The organism is Streptomyces sp. NPDC037401, from assembly GCF_055602345.1.
Genome location: NZ_JBVJWO010000048.1, coordinates 1 through 20,022, shown reverse-complemented (window position 1 = coordinate 20,022; position 20,022 = coordinate 1). Strand labels below are relative to the sequence as shown.

The window sequence follows — 20,022 nt, the reverse complement described above, 5'->3', positions numbered from 1 at the left end:
GGGTTTTTACGGAACGGCTTTCCCCGGGGTGGGTTCCAGGGGGCGGCGCGGCCGGTCGGCGGTCGGTCTGCGGGTCGGTCCGCGGGGGCCCGCTAGCGGGACTGGCGGGCGCGGCGGGCCGGGCGGGGGCTCTCCGCGGGCGTGGCCAGGTGCCCGCCCGCGAGCAGGTTCATGGCGCGCAGGAAGGCGGCCCGGTCCTCCTCGGGGATCGCGCCGAGCGCCTCCTCGTGCACCCGGTCCACGATCTTCTGGCTCTCGAGCGCGACCCGCGCCCCCTCGTCGCTCACCGCGATGATCCGCGCCCGCCGGTCCTTGCTCGACGGCCGCCGCTCGGCCAGCCCCGCGGCCTCCAGGGCGTCCACGGTCACGACCATCGTGGTCTTGTCCATGTCGCCGATCTCGGCGAGCTGGATCTGCGTCCGCTCCTCCTCCAGGGCGTGGACCAGCACGCAGTGCATGCGCGCGGTCAGTCCGATCTCCCCGAGTGCGGCCGCCATCTGCGACCGCAGCACATGGCTGGTGTGGTCCAGCAGGTAGGAGAGGTCGGGCTCGCTGCGCGTGGGCTTCATGGCGGTCATGCCTTCAGCGTAGCCGTTCGTACCGTTCCGGATCGTCTCTAAGCGGACAGAGCCTGGAGGCCGAGCCGCTCCCGCACCCGGCTGCTCAGCAGGTCGTACTCCTCGTGGAGGCGCTTCCACTCGGAGCGCGGCGGGCGCACGACGACCGAGCCGCCGACGACGTGCTCGTGCGGCGCGAACTGCTCCCGGGTGAGGTCGACGTCGACGCCTTCGCCGAGCCGGTTCCACCAGTGGAAGTCCGTGCGCACGCCGTCCACGTGCACCTCCCCGCGGATCAGCTCGCCGCCCAGGAGGTCGTTGAGCACCATGGCGGTCACCCCGCACTGGTCCCGGGCCGGATTCGCGCCGGTCCACCGCGCCCGGAACTCCGGCGTGCAGGTGTCCGCGCCCCAACTGGCGCGTATGGCGCGCTCGATGTCGCTCAGCAGCAAGGTCATCTCCCCATGCTGCCTCCCCCCGCCGACAGTCATACTTTTGCAAGCGCCTGCTTGCAAAAGTTAGCAAGGTGCGCGAGGATCGGCGCATGGGAACGCTCAACGTCGGCAATCTCGGCGAATACCTGCGCGAGCAGCGGCGCCAGGCCCAGCTTTCGCTGCGGCAGCTGGCCGATGCGGCCGGCGTGTCCAATCCGTACCTGAGCCAGATCGAGCGGGGGCTGCGCAAGCCGAGCGCGGACATCCTCCAGCAGCTGGCCAAGGCCCTGCGGATCTCGGCCGAGACGCTGTACGTGCGCGCCGGGATACTCGACGAACGGGAAGCGGACGAGCTGGAGACGCGCGCCGTCATCCTCGCCGACCCGTCCATCAACGAGCGGCAGAAGCAGGTGCTCCTGCAGATCTACGAGTCGTTCCGCAAGGAGAACGCCCAGGAGGAAGCCGCCGGCGAAGACGGCAGCGGCACCCCCGTGGCGAGCTGAACCGCAGCACAAGAACCGCAGCACGAGAACGCGAACCGTGCACAGCACGCAGCACAGCCCAGCACCGAACCGCACCGAACTGTGATCCGGGAGGACCAGTCATGGCCATCACCGATGACCTGCGCAAGACCCTCACCGACCCCACTCCCCTCTACTTCGCCGCCGGTACGGCCGACCTCGCCGTGCAGCGGGCCAAGAAGGTCCCCGCACTGATCGAGCAGCTGCGGGCCGAGGCCCCGGCGCGCATCGAGGCCGTACGCAACACCGACCCCAAGGCCGTGCAGGAGAGGGCCAAGGAGGCCCAGGCCGCGGTCACCGCCAAGGTCACCGAGGTCATCGGCTCCCTCGACACCGACCTCAAGAAGCTGGGCGAGCAGGCCCAGGACCTCGCCCTGCGCGGCGTCGGGGTGGCCGCCGAGTACGCCGTGAAGGCGAAGGAGACCTACGACAAGGTCGCCGAGCACGGCGAGCAGACCGTGCGGCAGTGGCGCGGCGAGGCGGCCGACGAGATCGTCGAGTTCGCCGCCGTGGTCGAGGCCGACGAGAAGGCGGACCAGAAGGCCACGGGCGAGGCCGGGGCCGGCGCCGAGTCCGACGCCGCCAAGCCCGCGGCGAGGAAGCCCGTCACGCGCAAGACGGCCGCGAAGAAGACGGCTCCGGCCGCCTCCGCCGAGCCGGCCGTCGACGGCAGCTGAGCGGCCTCCCGGCCGGGCCGGGAGACGCCACGCGAACCGGGCACCCGCACGGGTGCCCGGTTCGTTGTCCTCTCAGCGGGTACCTTGGCCGCTGGGCCCGACGGCCCGGTCCATGACGACGATGACGAAGAAGCTGGTGCCGGGATGCTGATGCAGAAGTTCGACTCGCTCCTCGCGAATCTCCTGTACTTCGGGACGCTGGTGCCCGCCGTCATCGCCCTGGTCCTCGCCGCGACCGCCCGCGAGGACGCCTACCGGGCCGCCGACAAGAAGACGAAGCCGTTCTGGCTGATCATCCTCGGCATCACGGTCCTGGTGGACCTGTTCCTGGGGATGCTCTTCCTCCAGATCGCCGGTCTGATCGCGACCATCGTGTTCTTCGTGGACGTGCGGCCCGCGCTCAAGCACGTCTCGGGCGGCGGCAAGCGCCGCGGCGGGAGCAGCAGCGACGGCCCGTACGGCCCGTACAACGGCGGCCGCTAGCAGGCGGGCGGCGCGTCAGCGGCGGCCCGAGGTCCGGTCCAGCAGCACCACGGCCACGTCGTCCGTGAGCTCGCCGCCGTTCAGGCGCCGGGCCTCGGTGACGGCTGCCTCCAGCAGCGCTTCGCCGTGCAGCCCCCGCTCCAGGTGCCGGTTGATCATCTCGACCATGCCGTCCTGGCCGAGCCGTTCCCGGCCCGGTCCGATCCGGCCCTCGATCAGGCCGTCCGTGTAGAGCATCAGGCTCCACGTACCGCCCAGGTCCACCTGGCGGCGCGGCCAGCGGGCCCGCGGCAGCAGGCCGAGCGCCGGCCCGCTGTCCTCGTACGGCAGCAGCCGGGCGGCCCGCCCGGGGCGGGACACCAGCGGGGCGGGGTGGCCGGCCAGGCACAGGCCCGCGCGGCGGCCGTCGGGGGAGATGTCGACCGTGCAGAGCGTCGCGAAGATCTCGTCGTTCGGCCGCTCCACCTCCAGCACCTGCTGGAGCGTGGCCAGCAGTTCGTCACCGCACAGCCCCGCCAGCGTCAGTGCCCGCCAGGCGATCCGCAGCTCCACGCCGAGCGCCGCCTCGTCCGGGCCGTGCCCGCAGACGTCGCCGATCATGGCGTGGACGGTGCCGTCCGGGGTGCGGACGGCGTCGTAGAAGTCCCCGCCCAGCAGGGCGCGGCTGCGGCCGGGCCGGTAGCGGGCGGCGAAGCGCAGGTCCGAGCCCTCCAGCAGGGGAGTGGGCAGCAGACCGCGTTCGAGCCGGGCGTTCTCCTGGGCCCGCAGTTTCGATTCTGCAAGCTTGAACTGCGCGATGTCGGCGCGCTTGCGCTCCACGGCGTACCGGATCGCACGGCTCAGCAGCCGCCCGTCCAGCTCGTCCCGGAACAGGTAGTCCTGTGCGCCGACGCGCACGGCCTCGGCGGCGCGCTCGGCGTCCGCCTCGGAGGTCAGGACCAGCACGGCGTGGCGCGGGGCGATGCGCAGGACCTGGCGCAGGGTGGCCAGTTCGTCGGTCGCGGCCGGGGCGGCGGCGGGGGCGCCCGCTGCGGGGGCCGCGGCAGGCGGGGCTGCCGGGGCGGGTACGCCCGGCCTTCCCGGCAGGGACAGGTCCAGCAGGATGCAGTGCACGTCGTGGGTGAGCAGCCGCGCCGCCTCGGTGAGGTTCCGCGCGGTGCGGATGCGGATGCGGTTGCCTTCGGCGTCGAGCATCTCGGGGACGGTGAGACCGCCCGCCGGGTCGTCCTCGATCACCAGGAGCGTGAGGGCGTGCGGGGGCAGACCGGCCTGACCGCTCTCCACGGCCGGGGTATCCCTCTGCCGCGGTACGGGTACGGGCATCGTCTGGGTTCCTTCCCTCCCCCCGAGGGTGCGGTGGCGCACGGAACGGCACGCCACCAGACGGGGACCATAGCGGTACGGGCCGTGGAATCGGAATGGCGAAGCGGGACGAGCCACCGTCATATGCCGAAATCCCGGGGGAAAGCCCGCGAACGGGAATGACGAACATCACGCCGGGAGCCCGGCCGGTCCCCTCGGACGATACGGAGCCGTTCCGTCCGTAGCGGCACGATCCGGCACGATCCGGCGCAGTCAGGACCGGACCGGACCGTGCCGGGCGGCCGGAGCCGGGCCCGGTGCGCGCGTGCGAGCGCCGCTCCGCTACACGTCAGGCCGTACCACCGCGCGGATCGGCATCGAGCCCGCGCCCGCGATCGTCACGTGACGGCCCGGCCGCGGCGCGTGCACCATGGCGCCGTCCCCTATGTACATGCCGACGTGGCTGGCGTCGTTGAAGTAGATGATCAGGTCACCCGGGCGCATGTCCTTCACGGCCACCTTCGGCAGCAGCCGCAGCTGCTCCTGCGACGTCCGCGGGATCTGCCGGCCGGCCGCCAGCCAGGCCTGCGAGGTCAGCCCGGAGCAGTCGAACGAGTCGGGTCCCTCGGCGCCCCACACGTACGGCTTGCCGATCTGGGCCGTCGCGTACTGCACGGCCTGCTTGCCGGCCGCCGTGGCCGTGCCCTTGACGTCCTTCAGGACGCCGGTGTCGACCCACTTCTTCTGCTCGCGGTACGCCGCCTCGCGCTCCAGCTGGAGCAGCCGGGCCTTCTCCTCGGCCTCGAGCCGGTTCTCCAGCTGCTCGGCCGCCTTGATCTTTTCGTTGATCTTCTTCTTCGCGGCGTCCTTCTTGAGGCGATTGGCCTCGAGGGTCTGCCAGTGCACGCTGGCGTCCGCGGCGTACTGCTTCAAGTCGTTCTGCGTGCGGTCCAGTTCGGCGAGCAGGCCCTTCGCCGCCCGCTCGCCCTGCCGCAACAGGCCCGCGCTGTCGAGGAACTGGTTCGGGGTGTCGCTGAGGGCCAGCCTGGCGGCCGGCGGCAGGCCGCCGCCGCGGTACTGCGCCCGCGCCGCGGCGCCCGCGCGGTCCTTCAGGTCCGCGATGCGCGCCTGCCCCGCGACGATCCGCCGCGCGAGCGTGACGATCTGGTCCGACTGCCGCTTGGCCTGCTCCTCGGCGAGGTTGTACGCGTCCGTGGCCGCGGCGGCCTGGCGGTACAGCTCCTCTATCTCCTTGCGCACCTTCTCCAGGGCGACGGCGGAGACGGGCTCGGGCTGCCGGGGCTCGGCGTGTGCGAGGCCCGGCGTCGTCCCGAGCAAGGCCATCGCGCAGATGAGAGTGAGTGCGGCAGCGCCGCGCTTTCGGTTCACTGTCCCCCCAGCGAGTGTCCGGTGTGGCGGGCGACCGAACTGCCGCTCAGCCGCGCGAGCTGATTTACCGTCAGTAACCTGTGGTCGCCATCCGGGATGGTGTCATGACTCGGCGCAATGCGACAGCCCCGGTCTGGGGCTTTGTGGACGGTTCCCCCGATGTGGATACACCGTTCGCCCGTTGGCCGGACGCCGGTATGACGATGTGACCCGGACCGTCTACTTTAAGCGGGCCGCAGCGCCTCCCAGCGCACGGTCAACTCCCCTTGCCTCCAGCGCCGCTGGCCGTCCGCGAGCGGCCAGTCCACCGCGAGCGAGCGCGCCGTGCGGATCCACCGCTGCCGCGCGCCCAGCGAGGCGTACGGCGCCGCGGCCGCCCAGGCCCTGTCGAAGTCCCGCAGGAACGCGTGCACCGGCTCCCCCGGGACGTTGCGGTGGATGAGCGCCTTCGGCAGCCGCTCGGCGAGGTCCGACGGCCGTTCGAGAGAGCCCAGCCGGGTCGCGAAGGTGACCGTACGCGGCCCCTCCGGGCCCAGCGCCACCCACACGTGCCGGCGCCCGATCTCGTCGCACGTCCCCTCGACCAACAGCCCGTCCGGCGCCAGCCGCGCGCACAGCCGCTCCCACACCGCGGCCACCTGCTCCTCGTCGTACTGCCGAAGGACGTTCGCCGCCCGGATCAGCGCGGGGCGCGCCCCGCCGTCCAGCGGCACCTCGAACCCGCCGTGCCGGAACTCCAGGCCCTCGCGCTCGTACGGCTTCGCTCCCGCGACCCGGGCCGGCTCGATCTCGATGCCGACCACGCGGACCCCCGGGGCCGCCTCCCGCAGCCGGGTCAGCAGCTCCACGGCCGTCCAGGGCGCGGCCCCGTACCCGAGGTCGACGGCGACGGGCGCGTCCGCACGGCGCAGTGCGGCCCCGTGTACGGCGGCGATCCAGCGGTCCATGCGTCGCAGCCGGTTGGGGTTGGTGGTCCCGCGGGTGACCGTGCCCACGGGGCGGCCGGGGGGAGGGAGGGGGGTGCGGGGGGCCATACAGGCGAGGGTACGCGGCGGGCGCCGGCCCCCTGCGCGGAGCCGTCCCCCGCCCCGCGCACCGCACGTTCCGGGCCGTCCCCGGCACCTTCCCCCGTGCTTCCGGGCGCGCCTGCGGGAGAAAAGTTCTGCACAGTGGAATGCGGGCGAGGTCCGCCGTGGTTGGAACCACCGAGGACGGAGCCCGTTCTTCATGCGCCATGCCCGGAGTGCCCCGAGCGAGAGGACCGCTCACGTGAGTCAGTACGTGTCCCGGCTCGGCGGCCTCGGCGGCCGGATCGCCACCGGCCGCTCGACGTTCGCCGCCCCCCACACGCCCCGGCTGCGCCTTCCGGTCGGCCACCACCACCGCAAACCCCGCCGCATCGCCATGCTCAGCGTGCACACGTCGCCGCTGCACCAGCCGGGCACCGGAGACGCCGGCGGTATGAACGTCTACATCGTGGAGCTGGCCCGGCGGCTGGCCGCGATCAACATCGAAGTCGAGATATTCACGCGGGCCACGGCCGGCGGGCTGCCGCCCGTGGTCGAGCTGGCGCCCGGCGTGCTCGTGCGGCACGTCGACGCGGGCCCGTACGAGGGCCTGGCCAAGGAGGAGCTGCCCGCCCAGCTGTGCGCCTTCACCCACGGCGTGATGCAGGCCTGGGCTGGACACCGGCCCGGCTACTACGACCTGGTGCACTCCCACTACTGGCTCTCCGGCCACGTCGGCTGGCTCGCGGCCGAGCGCTGGGGCGTGCCCCTCGTCCACGCCATGCACACCATGGCCAAGGTCAAGAACGCCGCTCTCGCCGAGGGCGACACCCCCGAGCCGGCCGCCCGGGTGATCGGCGAGACCCAGATCGTGTCGGCCGCGGACCGGCTCATCGCCAACACCGCCGAGGAAGCCGACGAACTCGTCCGGCACTACGACGCGGACCCGGCCAAGGTCGCGGTGGTCCACCCGGGTGTCAACCTCGACCGGTTCACGGTCGGCGACGGCCGCGCCGCCGCCCGGGCCCGCCTGGGGCTGCCCCAGGACGCCCTGGTCCCGCTCTTCGCCGGCCGCATACAGCCGCTGAAGGCCCCCGACGTGCTGCTGAAGGCGGTGGCCGAGCTGGTCGCTCAGGACCCGGCGATGCGGCGGCGCCTGGTGGTGCCGGTGGTCGGCGGCCCGAGCGGCAGCGGGCTCGCCAAGCCGGAGGGCCTCCAGAAGCTCGCCGCCCGCCTGGGCATCGCGGACCTCGTGCGCTTCCAGCCCCCGGTCGGCCAGGACCAGCTGGCGGACTGGTTCCGCGCGGCGTCGGTGCTCGTCATGCCCTCGTACAGCGAGTCGTTCGGGCTGGTGGCCATCGAGGCGCAGGCGACGGGCACGCCCGTGCTCGCCGCCGAGGTCGGCGGCCTGCCGGTCGCGGTCAACGACGGCGTCACCGGCTTCCTCGTCCCCGGCCACGACCCGGTGGACTACGCCCGCCGGCTCAGGCGCTTCGTGGACGAACCGGGGCTCACGGAGCGGATGGGCGCGGAGGCGGCCCGGCACGCGCAGTTCTTCGGCTGGGACACGGCCGCGAGCGCCACGGCGGACGTGTACACGGGGGCGATGCTGGACCACCGCCGTCGCGTACGCTCCCACCATGGCTGAGGTCACGAAGATCGAGCAGGTCGCGCAGGTCGTCGAGAGCACCCTGAACGACGCCGAGCTGGAGTGGGAGAGCCCGGAGCCGGGCTCGTACGTCGTCAAGCTGCCGGGCACCCGGAAGCTGTCCACGACCTGCTCGCTGCTGGTCGGCCGGCACTCGCTGTCCCTCAACGCCTTCGTGATCCGCCATCCGGACGAGAACGAGTCCGGCGTGCACCGCTGGCTGCTGGAGCGCAACCTGAAGCTGTACGGCGTGAGTTACGCCGTCGACCAGCTGGGCGACGTCTACCTGGTCGGCAAGCTCCCGCTGTCGGTGGTCACCCCGCAGGAGCTGGACCGGCTCCTGGGCTCGGTCCTGGAGGCCGCCGACGGAGCCTTCAACTCCCTCCTGGAGCTGGGCTTCGCGACGGCCATCCGCAAGGAGTACGCCTGGCGCGTCTCGCGGGGCGAGTCCACCCGCAACCTGGACGCCTTCAAGCACCTGACGGAGCGTCCGGCGGCGGACGCCTCCTAGGCGTCCGGCGGACGCCTAGGAGGCGTGCTCGGCGGCGGGGGCCGCGTCCGGGACGGCGGCCGGAGCCGGAGCGGAGGGCCGTACGGTTTCCGTCCCTCCGGGCAGGCTGCGCATCAGCAGCCAGTACCCGACGCCCGCCAGCGTGCCCAGTACGGCCGTCGCGCCCCACAGCCAGTCGGCTCCGAACCGGTCGATGACCGTACCCGCAAGCAGCGGTGCGACCAGGGACGCCACCGCCCACGACATCGTGTACACGCCCTGGTAGCGGCCGCGTCCGTGGACCGGGGACAGCCGGACGACCAGGCTCATCTGGGTCGGCGAGTTCACGATCTCGGCGAGGGTCCAGACGCAGACCGTGAGGGCGTAGACGGCGAGCGAGCCGGCGAACGCCGTCAGGCCGAACCCGTACCCGGCGAGCAGGGCTGACACCACCAGGAGCCGCTGCGGGTCGCGGTGCTCGATGAAGCGCGTGACCGGGATCTGGAGCGCGACGATCAGCACGCCGTTCACGGCGACGACGAGGCCGTAGTCGGCGGGGGAGAAGCCTGCCGAGCCCATGGCCACCGGCAGGCCGACCGAGCCCTGGGTGAAGATCAGCGAGATGAGGAAGGACAGCGCGACGACGCCCATGAAGCGGCCGTCGCGCAGGACCGTGCCGAGCCGGACGTCCGCTTCCTTCGCGGCCGCGTCCGCCGACTTCTGCGGGCGGGACTCGGGGAGCTTGAGGTACACGAGGACCGCGCAGACCAGGGTCAGCGCCGCCTCGCCGAGGAAGCCCGCGAGGTAGCTGTACTCGGCGATGAAGCCGGCGGCCGTCGCGCTGACCGCGAAGCCGAGGTTGATCGCCCAGTAGTTCAGGGCGAAGGCCCGCACCCGGTCCTCGGGCCGCACGATGTCGGCCATCATCGCCTGCACGGCGGGGCGGGAGGCGTTCGAGGTCATGCCCACGAGCAGGGCGACGGCGGCGATCGCCGCCGGGTGGTGCATGAAGCCGAGCAGCGCCACCGAGAAGGCCGTCGACGCCTGCGCGGCCAGCAGGGTGGGGCGGCGGCCGAGCCGGTCGGTCATGACGCCCGCGACGAGCGAGGAGATCACGCCGCCGAGCCCGTGGAGGGCGACCACCAGTCCCGCGAACGAGGCCGAATAGCCCCGGTCCAGGGTCAGGTACAAGGTCATGAACGTCGCGACGAAGGCCCCGAGCCGGTTGACCAGGGTGCTCGTCCACAGCCACCAGAACTCGCGGGGGAGCCCGGAGACGCTCTCGCGCACCGCTCTCTTCAGTCGGGCAGTGGACATGCGGAATCCCCCGTGGATGTAAGTGGTGACAAGCCGATCGGCACATTACGCGCGTGGGTGGGGGAGGCGCCACCGAATTCGCCCGCGCACCCCGCCCGCGGGGGCACCCGCGACGCGCGGGCGGCCTGCGGCGTCCATTACGCTCGTACGCATGGCCGACGCACCGTACAAGCTGATCCTCCTCCGCCACGGCGAGAGCGAATGGAACGCGAAGAACCTGTTCACCGGCTGGGTGGACGTCAATCTCAACGAGAAGGGCGAGAAGGAGGCGGTCCGCGGCGGTGAGCTGCTCAAGGACGCCGGCCTGCTCCCCGACGTGGTCCACACGTCCCTCCAGAAGCGCGCGATCCGCACCGCGCAGATGGCGCTCGAGTCCGCCGACCGCCACTGGATCCCGGTCCACCGCTCCTGGCGTCTGAACGAGCGCCACTACGGCGCCCTCCAGGGCAAGGACAAGGCCCAGACGCTCGCCGAGTTCGGCGAGGAGCAGTTCATGCTGTGGCGCCGCTCGTACGACACCCCGCCGCCGGCCCTCGAGGACGGCACCGAGTTCTCCCAGTCCGAGGACCCGCGCTACGCGTCGATCCCGCCGGAGCTGCGCCCGAAGACCGAGTGCCTCAAGGACGTCGTCGTCCGCATGCTGCCGTACTGGTACGACGGCATCGTCCCGGACCTCCTGGCCGGCCGCACCGTCCTGGTCGCCGCGCACGGCAACTCCCTGCGCGCGCTGGTCAAGCACCTCGACGGCATCTCGGACGAGGCCATCGCCGGCCTGAACATCCCGACCGGCATCCCCCTCGCGTACGAGCTGGACGAGAACTTCAAGCCCCTCAACCCGGGCGGCACCTACCTCGACCCGGAGGCCGCCGCGGCCGCCATCGAGGCCGTCAAGAACCAGGGCAAGAAGTAACCCTGACGCACTCAAGAGCCCCCCACCTGCCGGTTCTCGGTGGGTGGGGGGCTCTTGCGTGCGCGGTGGTGCGGGTCAGCCGCCGCATTGGCAGGGGGCGCCGGACTGGCAGCCGCAGCCGCAGCCCGAGCCGCACCCGCATGCGGCGAGGAGGGGGAGGCGCAGCGGCTCCGACGGCTGCTGCTGTTCCTGCTCCGGGGTGATGGGTACGGGGGAATCGGCCATGGTTCCTCCTCGGCAGGCGGACGCGACGTACCGCCTCGCCCCATTGATGCCCAGCCGCGCAGGCGCGTCAACGGCGCATTGGGTCAGACGTTCTCGACCGGCGCCTGGAGCTCGTCCGCGTGCTCGCCCGTCACCAGGTACACCACGCGCTTGGCCACCGAGACCGCGTGATCGGCGAAGCGCTCGTAGTAGCGGCCCAGCAGCGTCACGTCGACGGCGGTCTCGATGCCGTGCTTCCAGCGGTCGTCCATCAGGTGCTGGAAGAGGGCCCGGTGCAGGGTGTCCATCTCGTCGTCGTCCTGCTCCAGCTGGAGCGCGAGGTCGACGTCCTTGGTGATGATGACCTCCGCCGCCTTCGCCATCAGGCGCTGCGCGAGCTGGCCCATCTCCAGGATGGTCGCGTGCAGGTCCCGCGGCACGGCCGTGTCGGGGAAGCGCAGGCGGGCGAGCTTGGCCACGTGCTGGGCCAGGTCGCCGGAGCGCTCCAGGTCCGCGCTCATGCGCAGCGAGGTCACGACGATGCGCAGGTCGGTGGCGACGGGCTGCTGGCGGGCCAGCAGGGCGATGGCCCGGGCCTCCAGGTCGTGCTGGAGATCGTCGACCTTCTGGTCCGCGGCGATCACGTTTTCGGCAAGGTTCAGGTCGGCGTCGAGCATGGCCGTGGTGGCCCGCCCGATCGCCGAGCCGACGAGGCGGGCCATCTCGACCAGGCCCTCGCCGATCGAGTCCAGTTCCTCGTGGTACGCGTCCCGCATGGGTGTCCCTCTCTGTATCTACCGGGGCCTGTCTCGCCCCGGGGCCGGGGGCTCGGACCCCCACGCTCCCACGGTGCGGGCCCGACGCGTCGGACTCCGGCACCTCAAGTGAATCAGCACAGTCGCCACGGTGAACTCTGGGCGACGACTGTTCGAGGTGCCACCCGAACGGCTGTGGAACTGTCGTCGCGCCTGCTTAACCTGGATGCATGGACGTGAACGCGGCGGTCGCCGCAGCGGCTGCGATCGCCGGGTTGTGCACCGGTGTCATCGCCATGCTGGCGTTCCGCTGGAGCGAGCGCGACCAGGCCCGCCCCACCCGGAGTGCCATGCGCCCCGACATCAATGCAGTACTGCCGCCGGGCGTGGACACGGTGCTCTCCGTGCTCCGCTCCTCGGCCGTGGTGCTGGACGAGGCCGACAGCGTCGTCAAGGCCAGCTCGGCGGCGTACGCCCTCGGGCTGGTGCGCGGCGGGAAGCTCGCCGTGGAGCCCATGCTCCACATGGCGCGCGACACCCGCAGAGACGGGGAGATACGACAGGTCGAGCTGGACCTGCCCCGGCGCGGCACCGGCCGCGGCGAGGCCCTCGCGGTCTCGGCGCGGGTCGCCCCCCTGGGATCCCGGCTGGTGCTGCTGCTGGTCGAGGACCTCACCGAGGCCCGCCGCATCGAAGCGGTGCGCCGCGACTTCGTCGCGAACGTGTCCCACGAGCTGAAGACGCCCGTGGGAGCGCTCTCCCTGCTCTCGGAAGCGGTCATGGACGCCTCCGACGACCCCGAGGCGGTCATCCGCTTCGCCGGCCGGATGCAGATCGAGGCGACCCGCCTCACCAATCTGGTCCAGGAGCTCATCGACCTCTCCCGGGTGCAGAACGACGACCCGCTGGAGGACGCCGAGCCCGTACGGGTCGACACACTGGTCGCGGAGGCCATAGACCGCTGCCGGCACACCGCGTCGACCAAGCAGATCACCATGGCCGCGGGCGGCACCGCCGACCTGCGGGTCTGGGGCAACCGCGGGCAGCTCGCGGCCGCCCTCGGCAACCTGGTCGAGAACGCCGTCAACTACAGTCCGGCCCGCACCCGTGTGGGCATAGCCGCCCGCCGGGTGGCCGCACCCGGCGGAGACTTCATCGAGGTCGCGGTGACCGACCAGGGCATCGGCATCCCGGAGAAGGACCGGGAGCGGATCTTCGAACGCTTCTACCGGGTGGACCCCGCCCGCTCCAGGGCCACGGGCGGTACGGGCCTCGGCCTCGCGATCGTCAAGCACGTGGCCGCCTCGCACGGCGGCGAGGTAACGGTGTGGAGCTCCGAAGGCCAGGGTTCCACCTTCACCCTGAGGCTGCCGGAGGCGGCGGACCAGCGCGGGCGCTCGAACGGTCTGCACGGCTCCCACGGCTCCACGGCCCCGGCCGCCGTAGACGGCTCACACAACTCGAACAGCGCAAACGGCTCACACGGCTCTTCGGGCCTGCATTCCGGAACGGCCATCACCGCTCGCTCCGTGCTTGAAACTGAACCAGTCATCCCTGCCCCGGAGGTCCTTCCGTGACCCGAGTTCTCGTCGTCGAGGATGAGGAATCCTTCAGCGACGCCCTGTCCTACATGCTCCGCAAGGAGGGCTTCGAGGTCGCCATCGCCGCGACCGGGCCCGACGGCCTGGACGAGTTCGAGCGCAACGGCGCCGACCTGGTCCTGCTCGACCTGATGCTGCCCGGCCTGCCGGGCACGGAGGTCTGCCGGCAGCTGCGCGGCCGCTCGAACGTGCCCGTGATCATGGTGACCGCCAAGGACAGCGAGATCGACAAGGTGGTCGGGCTGGAGATAGGAGCCGACGACTACGTCACCAAGCCCTTCTCCTCGCGGGAGCTGGTCGCCCGCATCCGCGCGGTCCTGCGCCGCCGCGGCGAGCCGGAGGAGGTCACCCCCGCGGCCCTGGAGGCCGGACCGGTCCGCATGGACGTGGACCGGCACGTGGTCACCGTCGCGGGTGCGAAGGTCGACCTCCCGCTGAAGGAGTTCGACCTGCTGGAGATGCTGCTGCGCAACGCCGGCCGCGTCCTCACCCGCATGCAGCTCATCGACCGGGTCTGGGGCGCGGACTACGTCGGCGACACCAAGACCCTGGACGTCCACGTGAAGCGCCTGCGCGCCAAGATCGAGCCGGACCCGGGCGCCCCGCGCTACCTGGTCACGGTCCGCGGACTCGGCTACAAGTTCGAGCCGTAAACACCCGTGAACGGCTGTAAACCCGTGAACGGCCGCAGACAGCCGTGAGCGGCCCCGGACCGGCGTGACGTACACGGAGGGCCCCACCCGATCGGGTGGGGCCCTCCGCGTACGTACGGACTGCTGCGGGTCAGTGACCGGCGCTGGCCGAGGCCGAGCCCGAGGGGGCGCCCGACGGGGTGCCGGACGGCGTGCCCGAGGGGGTGCCGGACGGGCTGGCGGAGGCGGAGGCGGCCGGGACGGGGGCCGGGCCGAAGGCCTCGAAGTAGCCCTCGGCCGGCACGACGAACGCGGCCAGCTGGACGTCGCCGGTCTTGCTCAGCTTGAACAGCACGTCCTGCGCGTCGCCGTCCTTGACGGCCTCGCGGCCGTCCTCGATGACGGCGGAGGCGTTGCCCTTGCCGCCCAGGACCACGGAGCCGCCGGCGGGCACGGTGATCTTTCCGGAGCCCTGCGCCGGGGTCAGCTTCACGGTGCCGGTGCCGCCCGGCAGGGTGATGGAGTCGAGGGTCTGCGCCTCGGTGCCGGCGTTGAAGAGCGTGGCCGAGACGACGGCCGGGCCTTTGGCGTCCTTCTCGGGCTGCGTGATGACCAGGGCGTTCTGGATCTTGATGTCGCCCTTGGTGGTCGCCGCGTTGTCCGGCTTGATCTGCAGGGTCTGCGCGTCGTTGCCCGCCGCGCAGGCGGCGAGCGATCCGATCGAGAACACGATGGCGGCGGCGGCGAGGGCGCCGCGTCGAAGGGTCCGGCTCACGGCGGCGGCATCTCCTAGGACGTACGTACGGACTTGGCAGGTCGGGGGCTCCGCCGGGGAGGTAAAGCCGCCCTAAGGGTGTGTCAGCGGGCTTAGGTTACCGAGCCGCCGCCCCGCCCCCGCACCCGACCCTCCGCGCAGTGCGGCCCGCCTCCCGCGCGGCCCGGCGATCTTGCATTCCGTGCCGCGTTCACATATCGCGCCACAAAACGCCGGTGATCAATTTCCGGCCGTCCGCCGATCGGCTTCGAGACCGACTTCCCGAGCGGCTTCCGGCTGCTTCAAGGTCGGCTTCCCCGTCGTTCCCCGTTCGCTTCCCGGCCACCTTCCGGACCGGCCCGTTATTCCACCGAACCCCGACGGATGATCAATTCCGGATTGAGCCGGAAGGCGCTCCGTACGGGTGGTCGCCAGTCGAACGGAGTAGTTCGGTTTCTCCTCTTCGAACCCGGCAAAACGGGACGTACATCACAGCCTCGGGGTCGCCCGGGAGGTGTAGCGTGGTCGTTTCGCCCCGTGCCGACAGCCGCTCCGACCTGCGAATACCCCCCTCCGGAAGCCCGTCGCAGCACGTTCGTGTCGCTGTTGTCAAGCCCTGAGATAGGCCCTGACCTGCGAAAACGCCATTCATAACAGTCAGTTCTCGTGTTACCCTGGATAGCCACGGAAGGGGTACCTGTCACATGACGTTCAAGGTTGGCGACACCGTGGTCTATCCCCATCACGGGGCCGCGCTGATCGAGGCCATCGAAACTCGCCAGATCAAAGGCGTGGACAAGACCTACTTGGTGCTCAAGGTCGCCCAGGGCGACCTGACGGTTCGTGTGCCTGCGGACAATGCGGAGTTCGTCGGCGTTCGCGATGTAGTCGGCCAGGACGGGCTGGACCGGGTCTTCGAGGTGCTGCGTGCACCGTACGCCGAGGAGCCGACGAACTGGTCTCGTCGCTACAAGGCAAATCTGGAGAAGCTCGCCTCGGGCGATGTCATCAAGGTTGCGGAAGTCGTCCGTGACCTGTGGCGTCGTGAGCGCGAGCGCGGGCTTTCGGCGGGCGAGAAGCGCATGCTCGCGAAGGCGCGTCAGATCCTGGTGAGCGAGCTCGCGCTCGCCGAGAACACCAACGAGGACAAGGCCGAGGCCCTCCTCGACGAGGTCCTCGCGTCCTGACGCGAGGTGCACTCAACAGTCGTGCCGCGGTGCCCGATAACGGGCCTCTCCCCATAGAGAGGCTGCTGTTGCCGGGCGCTGCGGCATGTCTGTACCTCCATGCTTCCGCACCCGGATGGCGTGCCGGGCCCGGGCCGCCTGCTCGACCGGTCGTCACGGAAGGGGCCCCGGTCGGGGCGTCGTGCCCGGCCCGTTCAGGCCATACCCATGTCGGCCGAAGGCACAAACCTGGCCGCCCACCGCTGTCTCTGCCCGGAGCTACCGATGTCTGACGAATCGCGTCCCCACCGTACCGCCGCGGTCATCCCCGCGGCCGGCCGCGGGGTACGCCTGGGCCCCGGCGCCCCCAAGGCGCTGCGCACCCTCGGCGGCGTTCCCATGCTGATCCACGCCGTCCGCGCCATGGCCCGCTCCCGCGCCGTCGCACTGGTCGTCGTGGTCGCCCCGCCGGACGGCGCCGCCGAGGTCAAGAACCTCCTCGACGAGCACGCCCTCCCCGAGCGCACCGACTTCCTCGTCGTGCCCGGCGGGGACACCCGCCAGGAGTCCGTACGGGCCGGCCTGGACGCGCTCCCCGAGTCCATCACCTCCGTGCTGATCCACGACGCGGCCCGCCCGCTCGTCCCCGTCGACACCGTGGACGCCGTCATCGAGGCCGTCCGCGACGGCGCGCCCGCCGTGGTGCCCGCGATGCCGCTCGCCGACACCGTCAAGGAGGTCGAGCCGCAGACCGGCGGTGCCCCCGAGCCGGTCGTCGCCACCCCCGAGCGGGCCCGGCTGCGCGCCGTACAGACCCCGCAGGGCTTCGACCTGGCCACCCTGGTCCGCGCGCACGAGACCATCGCCGTCAACGGCGAGGGCGCCACCGACGACGCCGGAATGGTGGAAAAGCTCGGCGTGCCCGTCGTCCTCGTGCCCGGCCACGAGGAAGCCTTCAAGGTCACCCGTCCGCTGGACCTCGTACTCGCCGAGGCCGTACTCGCCCGAAGGAGGGCCACCGATGCCTACTGACCGACCCCTGATCCCCCTGGTCGGCATCGGCACCGACGTGCACGCCTTCGAGCAGGGCCGCGAGCTGTGGTGCGCCGGCCTGCTCTGGGACGAGGCGGAGAGCGGCGGCTACGGGCTCGCCGGGCACTCCGACGGCGACGTGGCCGCCCACGCAGCCTGCGACGCGCTCTTCTCCGCGGCCGGGGTCGGCGACCTCGGCGCGCACTTCGGCACCTCCCGCCCCGAGTGGTCCGGCGCCTCGGGTGTCACCCTCCTCGCGGAGGCCGCCCGGATCGTCCGCGCCGAGGGCTTCGAGATCGGGAACGTATCCGTGCAGGTCATCGGGGTACGCCCGAAGATCGGCAAGCGGCGCGACGAAGCTCAGAAGGCACTCGGCGCGGCCGCCGGCGCGCCCGTCTCCGTCTCCGGGACCACCACCGACGGGCTGGGCCTGACCGGCCGGGCCGAGGGCCTGGCCGCCCTCGCCACCGCGCTCGTCTACCGCCCCTCCGAGGCCTGAGCCGCGGCACTTCGGCAACAAAGCGCCCCGCGTCCCGCAAAGGGTCGCGGGGCACTGCCACAGGCCCACTACCCTTGATGCCGTGACTATTCGCCTGTACGACACCAGCGCCCGGCAGATCCGCGACTTCACCCCGCTCGTGCCGGGCTGCGTCTCGATCTACCTCTGTGGCGCGACCGTGCAGGCCGCCCCGCACATCGGGCACATCCGGTCCGGCCTGAACTTCGACATCATGCGCCGCTGGTTCGCGTACCGCGGCTACGAGGTCACCTTCATCCGCAACGTCACCGACATCGACGACAAGATCATCGCGAAGTCGGCCGAGCAGAACCGCCCGTGGTGGTCGATCGGCTACGACAACGAGCGCGCGTTCAACGACGGCTACACCGCCCTCGGCTGCCTGCCGCCCACGTACGAACCGCGCGCGACCGGGCACGTCACCGAGATGGTCGAGATGATGCGCGGCCTGATCGAGCGCGGCCACGCGTACGAGTCCGACGGCAACGTCTACTTCGACGTCCGCTCGTTCCCGGGCTACCTGAGCCTGTCCAACCAGGAGCTGGACAACCTGCTCCAGCCGTCCGGCGAGGGCGAGACCGGCAAGCGCGACCCGCGTGACTTCGCCATGTGGAAGTCCGCCAAGCCCGGCGAGCCCTCCTGGGAGACGCCGTGGGGCCGCGGCCGCCCCGGCTGGCACCTCGAGTGCTCCGCGATGGCGCACAAGTACCTCGGCGAGGCCTTCGACATCCACGGCGGCGGCATCGACCTGATCTTCCCGCACCACGAGAACGAGATCGCCCAGGCCCAGGCCTTCGGCGACGCGTTCGCCGCGTACTGGGTGCACAACGCCTGGGTCACCATGAGCGGCGAGAAGATGTCGAAGTCGCTCGGCAATTCCGTCCTCGTCTCCGAGATGGTCCGGAACTGGCGCCCGATCGTCCTGCGCTACTACCTCGGCACCCCGCACTACCGCTCGATGATCGAGTACAGCGAGGAGGCGCTGCGCGAGGCCGAGTCCGCCTTCGGGCGCATCGAGGGCTTCTGCCAGCGCGTGACCGAGCTCGCCGGCAAGACCGTCGACCCGGCCGCCGAGGTCCCGCTCGCCTTCGCCGAGGCCATGGACGACGACATGGGCGTCCCGCAGGCCCTCGCGATCGTCCACACCACCGTCCGCCAGGGCAACAGCGCTCTGGCCGCGGACGACAAGGAAACCGCCGTGGCCCGCCTCGCCGAGGTGCGTGCCATGCTCGGCGTCCTCGGCCTCGACCCCTTCGACCCCCAGTGGGCCGGCGGAGAGGGCGACCGCGGCGAGGAGCTCCACGGGGCCGTCGACACCCTCGTCCGGCTGGTCCTGGACCAGCGCGAGTCCGCCCGGGCCCGCAAGGACTGGGCCACCGCCGACGCCATCCGCGACCAGCTGAACCAGTCCGGGCTGGCCATCGAGGACAGCCCGTCCGGCCCGCGCTGGTCCCTCGGGCCGCGCTGACCCCGGGCAGCCGAGTTTGGTGGCCGCCCGGCGCTCCGGGCGGCACACTCTTCATACGTACGTATCGCAGTACCAACGAAAACAGGTAGAGGTCATGGCCGGGAACAGCCAGCGCAGGAACCGCCGCACGTCCAACAAGAAGGGCGCCACGGTCGGCAGCGGTGGCCAGCGGCGCAAGGGCCTGGAGGGCCGCGGCCCGACGCCCAAGGCCGAGGACCGCAAGGGCCACAAGGCCTTCCGCGTCTCCAACGCCATGGCCCGGCAGGCCGCCAAGCGCCGCCCGGCCCCCCGCCGCGGCGGCCCCAAGGGCACGAGCGAGATGGTCGTCGGCCGCAACCCGGTCTTCGAGGCCCTGCGCGACGGCGTCCCGGCCACCACGCTCTACGTCCAGCAGTTCATCGACAACGACGAGCGCGTCCGCGAGGCCCTCGCCCTCGCCCAGGCCCGCGGCAACATCAACCTGATGGAAGCGCCGCGCCCCGAGCTCGACCGGATGACGAACGGCCTCAACCACCAGGGCCTGGTCCTCCAGGTCCCGCCGTACGAGTACGCGCACCCGGAGGACCTCACCGCCGAGGCCTACGACAACGGCCAGGACCCGCTGATCGTCGCCCTCGACGGCGTCACCGACCCGCGCAACCTGGGCGCCATCGTCCGCTCCGTCTCGGCCTTCGGCGGCCACGGCGTGGTCATCCCCGAGCGCCGCGCCGCGGGCATGACGGCCGGTGCCTGGAAGACCTCCGCCGGCACCGCGGCCCGCACCCCCGTCGCCCGGGTCACCAACCTGACCCGCGCCCTCCAGGAGTACAAGAAGGCCGGCATCGCCGTCGTCGGCCTCGCCGCCGAGGGCACGCACGAGGTCCAGGACCTGGAGGCGCTGGGCGGCCCGGTCGTCATCGTCGTCGGCTCCGAGGGCAAGGGCCTGGGCCGCCTGGTCGGCGAGACCTGCGACTTCCTGGTCCGCATCCCGATGCCGGGCGGCGCAGAGTCGCTGAACGCCGGTGTCGCCGCGGGCGTCGTGCTCTACGAAGCGGCCCGCCGCCGCGCCTGAACACCGTGAGAACCGGGGGGGGGGGGGGGGGGGGGGGGGGGGGGGGGGGGGGGGGGGGGGGGGGGGGGGGGGGGGGGGGGGGGGGGGGGGGGGGGGGGGGGGGGGGG

22 protein-coding genes are annotated in these 20,022 nt (G+C 72.0%); 13 read left to right on the top strand and 9 right to left on the bottom strand.

Annotation, left to right across the window (positions count from 1 at the left end; translation table 11 throughout):
* Positions 1–92 precede the first annotated feature (92 nt).
* Both ACZ7H1_RS33915 and ACZ7H1_RS33910 read right to left on the bottom strand, forming a co-directional pair.
* On the bottom strand, positions 93–578 hold the full coding sequence (locus ACZ7H1_RS33915; protein WP_470791951.1) for a MarR family winged helix-turn-helix transcriptional regulator: 486 nt from the start codon (positions 576–578) through the stop codon (positions 93–95).
* Between the two features lie 38 nt (positions 579–616).
* Positions 617–1,048 (bottom strand): YunG family protein, encoded by a 432-nt coding sequence (locus ACZ7H1_RS33910; RefSeq protein ID WP_470791949.1) that lies wholly within the window; start codon positions 1,046–1,048, stop codon positions 617–619.
* A gap of 53 nt (positions 1,049–1,101) precedes the next feature.
* Between ACZ7H1_RS33910 and ACZ7H1_RS33905 the strand changes: the two genes are divergently transcribed.
* The 3 genes from ACZ7H1_RS33905 to ACZ7H1_RS33895 all read left to right on the top strand — a co-directional run bounded on the left by ACZ7H1_RS33905 (position 1,102) and on the right by ACZ7H1_RS33895 (position 2,672).
* Positions 1,102–1,494 carry a helix-turn-helix domain-containing protein gene (locus tag ACZ7H1_RS33905; RefSeq protein ID WP_470791948.1) on the top strand — a complete coding sequence of 131 codons (393 nt, stop codon included), beginning with the start codon at positions 1,102–1,104 and terminating at the stop codon, positions 1,492–1,494.
* A gap of 101 nt (positions 1,495–1,595) precedes the next feature.
* Positions 1,596–2,189, top strand: a complete 594-nt coding sequence (locus ACZ7H1_RS33900; protein WP_470791946.1) for a hypothetical protein — start codon at positions 1,596–1,598, stop codon at positions 2,187–2,189.
* 144 nt (positions 2,190–2,333) lie between these two features.
* Positions 2,334–2,672, top strand: a complete 339-nt coding sequence (locus ACZ7H1_RS33895; protein WP_470791945.1) for a DUF2516 family protein — start codon at positions 2,334–2,336, stop codon at positions 2,670–2,672.
* Between the two features lie 15 nt (positions 2,673–2,687).
* On the opposite strand, the gene ACZ7H1_RS33890 is transcribed toward ACZ7H1_RS33895, so the two are convergent.
* The 3 genes from ACZ7H1_RS33890 to ACZ7H1_RS33880 form a co-directional block, all read right to left on the bottom strand.
* On the bottom strand, positions 2,688–3,995 hold the full coding sequence (locus tag ACZ7H1_RS33890; RefSeq protein ID WP_470791943.1) for a PP2C family protein-serine/threonine phosphatase: 1,308 nt from the start codon (positions 3,993–3,995) through the stop codon (positions 2,688–2,690).
* Between the two features lie 321 nt (positions 3,996–4,316).
* Positions 4,317–5,318, bottom strand: a complete 1,002-nt coding sequence (locus ACZ7H1_RS33885; RefSeq protein ID WP_470791942.1) for a C40 family peptidase — start codon at positions 5,316–5,318, stop codon at positions 4,317–4,319.
* 269 nt (positions 5,319–5,587) lie between these two features.
* Complete coding sequence (locus tag ACZ7H1_RS33880) at positions 5,588–6,397, bottom strand: methyltransferase domain-containing protein (RefSeq protein WP_470791941.1); 810 nt, start codon at positions 6,395–6,397, stop codon at positions 5,588–5,590.
* 235 nt (positions 6,398–6,632) lie between these two features.
* Between ACZ7H1_RS33880 and mshA the strand changes: the two genes are divergently transcribed.
* Both mshA and ACZ7H1_RS33870 read left to right on the top strand, forming a co-directional pair.
* On the top strand, positions 6,633–8,018 hold the full coding sequence (gene mshA, locus ACZ7H1_RS33875; RefSeq protein WP_470791940.1) for a D-inositol-3-phosphate glycosyltransferase: 1,386 nt from the start codon (positions 6,633–6,635) through the stop codon (positions 8,016–8,018).
* Entirely contained in the window at positions 8,011–8,529 is a 519-nt protein-coding gene (locus ACZ7H1_RS33870) for a type III secretion system chaperone family protein (RefSeq protein ID WP_470791938.1), read from the top strand. The genes mshA and ACZ7H1_RS33870 overlap by 8 nt, the downstream gene beginning before the upstream one ends.
* A 15-nt stretch (positions 8,530–8,544) precedes the next feature.
* On the opposite strand, the gene ACZ7H1_RS33865 is transcribed toward ACZ7H1_RS33870, so the two are convergent.
* Positions 8,545–9,825, bottom strand: a complete 1,281-nt coding sequence (locus ACZ7H1_RS33865) for an MDR family MFS transporter (protein ID WP_470791936.1) — start codon at positions 9,823–9,825, stop codon at positions 8,545–8,547.
* A 151-nt stretch (positions 9,826–9,976) separates the two neighbouring features.
* Between ACZ7H1_RS33865 and ACZ7H1_RS33860 the strand changes: the two genes are divergently transcribed.
* Positions 9,977–10,735, top strand: a complete 759-nt coding sequence (locus tag ACZ7H1_RS33860) for a phosphoglyceromutase (RefSeq protein ID WP_470791934.1) — start codon at positions 9,977–9,979, stop codon at positions 10,733–10,735.
* Between the two features lie 75 nt (positions 10,736–10,810).
* Here ACZ7H1_RS33860 and ACZ7H1_RS33855 read toward each other — a convergent pair whose 3' ends face one another.
* Both ACZ7H1_RS33855 and phoU read right to left on the bottom strand, forming a co-directional pair.
* Entirely contained in the window at positions 10,811–10,960 is a 150-nt protein-coding gene (locus ACZ7H1_RS33855) for a hypothetical protein (protein ID WP_470791932.1), read from the bottom strand.
* Between the two features lie 83 nt (positions 10,961–11,043).
* Positions 11,044–11,715, bottom strand: a complete 672-nt coding sequence (gene phoU / locus ACZ7H1_RS33850) for a phosphate signaling complex protein PhoU (protein ID WP_470791931.1) — start codon at positions 11,713–11,715, stop codon at positions 11,044–11,046.
* Between the two features lie 209 nt (positions 11,716–11,924).
* Between phoU and phoR the strand changes: the two genes are divergently transcribed.
* On the top strand, positions 11,925–13,271 hold the full coding sequence (gene phoR, locus ACZ7H1_RS33845) for a two-component system sensor histidine kinase PhoR (protein ID WP_470791929.1): 1,347 nt from the start codon (positions 11,925–11,927) through the stop codon (positions 13,269–13,271).
* The gene (gene phoP / locus ACZ7H1_RS33840; RefSeq protein WP_007265514.1) at positions 13,268–13,948 is read left to right on the top strand and encodes a two-component system response regulator PhoP; all 681 of its coding nucleotides are present in this window, start codon (positions 13,268–13,270) and stop codon (positions 13,946–13,948) included. The genes phoR and phoP overlap by 4 nt, the downstream gene beginning before the upstream one ends.
* Positions 13,949–14,078: 130 nt before the next feature.
* On the opposite strand, the gene ACZ7H1_RS33835 is transcribed toward phoP, so the two are convergent.
* Positions 14,079–14,702, bottom strand: a complete 624-nt coding sequence (locus ACZ7H1_RS33835) for a copper chaperone PCu(A)C domain-containing protein (protein ID WP_470791928.1) — start codon at positions 14,700–14,702, stop codon at positions 14,079–14,081.
* A 683-nt stretch (positions 14,703–15,385) separates the two neighbouring features.
* On the opposite strand from ACZ7H1_RS33835, the gene ACZ7H1_RS33830 reads away from it, so the two are divergent.
* The 5 genes from ACZ7H1_RS33830 to rlmB all read left to right on the top strand — a co-directional run bounded on the left by ACZ7H1_RS33830 (position 15,386) and on the right by rlmB (position 19,915).
* A complete protein-coding gene (locus ACZ7H1_RS33830; RefSeq protein ID WP_003953493.1) occupies positions 15,386–15,868 on the top strand; it encodes a CarD family transcriptional regulator in 483 nt (160 codons plus the stop codon).
* 264 nt (positions 15,869–16,132) lie between these two features.
* Positions 16,133–16,879 (top strand): 2-C-methyl-D-erythritol 4-phosphate cytidylyltransferase, encoded by a 747-nt coding sequence (ispD, locus tag ACZ7H1_RS33825; RefSeq protein WP_470791926.1) that lies wholly within the window; start codon positions 16,133–16,135, stop codon positions 16,877–16,879.
* The gene (ispF, locus tag ACZ7H1_RS33820; protein ID WP_470791924.1) at positions 16,869–17,378 is read left to right on the top strand and encodes a 2-C-methyl-D-erythritol 2,4-cyclodiphosphate synthase; all 510 of its coding nucleotides are present in this window, start codon (positions 16,869–16,871) and stop codon (positions 17,376–17,378) included. The genes ispD and ispF overlap by 11 nt, the downstream gene beginning before the upstream one ends.
* A gap of 82 nt (positions 17,379–17,460) precedes the next feature.
* Positions 17,461–18,864 carry a cysteine--tRNA ligase gene (gene cysS / locus ACZ7H1_RS33815; protein WP_470791923.1) on the top strand — a complete coding sequence of 468 codons (1,404 nt, stop codon included), beginning with the start codon at positions 17,461–17,463 and terminating at the stop codon, positions 18,862–18,864.
* 94 nt (positions 18,865–18,958) lie between these two features.
* Positions 18,959–19,915 carry a 23S rRNA (guanosine(2251)-2'-O)-methyltransferase RlmB gene (gene rlmB / locus ACZ7H1_RS33810; RefSeq protein WP_470791921.1) on the top strand — a complete coding sequence of 319 codons (957 nt, stop codon included), beginning with the start codon at positions 18,959–18,961 and terminating at the stop codon, positions 19,913–19,915.
* Positions 19,916–20,022 lie beyond the last annotated feature (107 nt).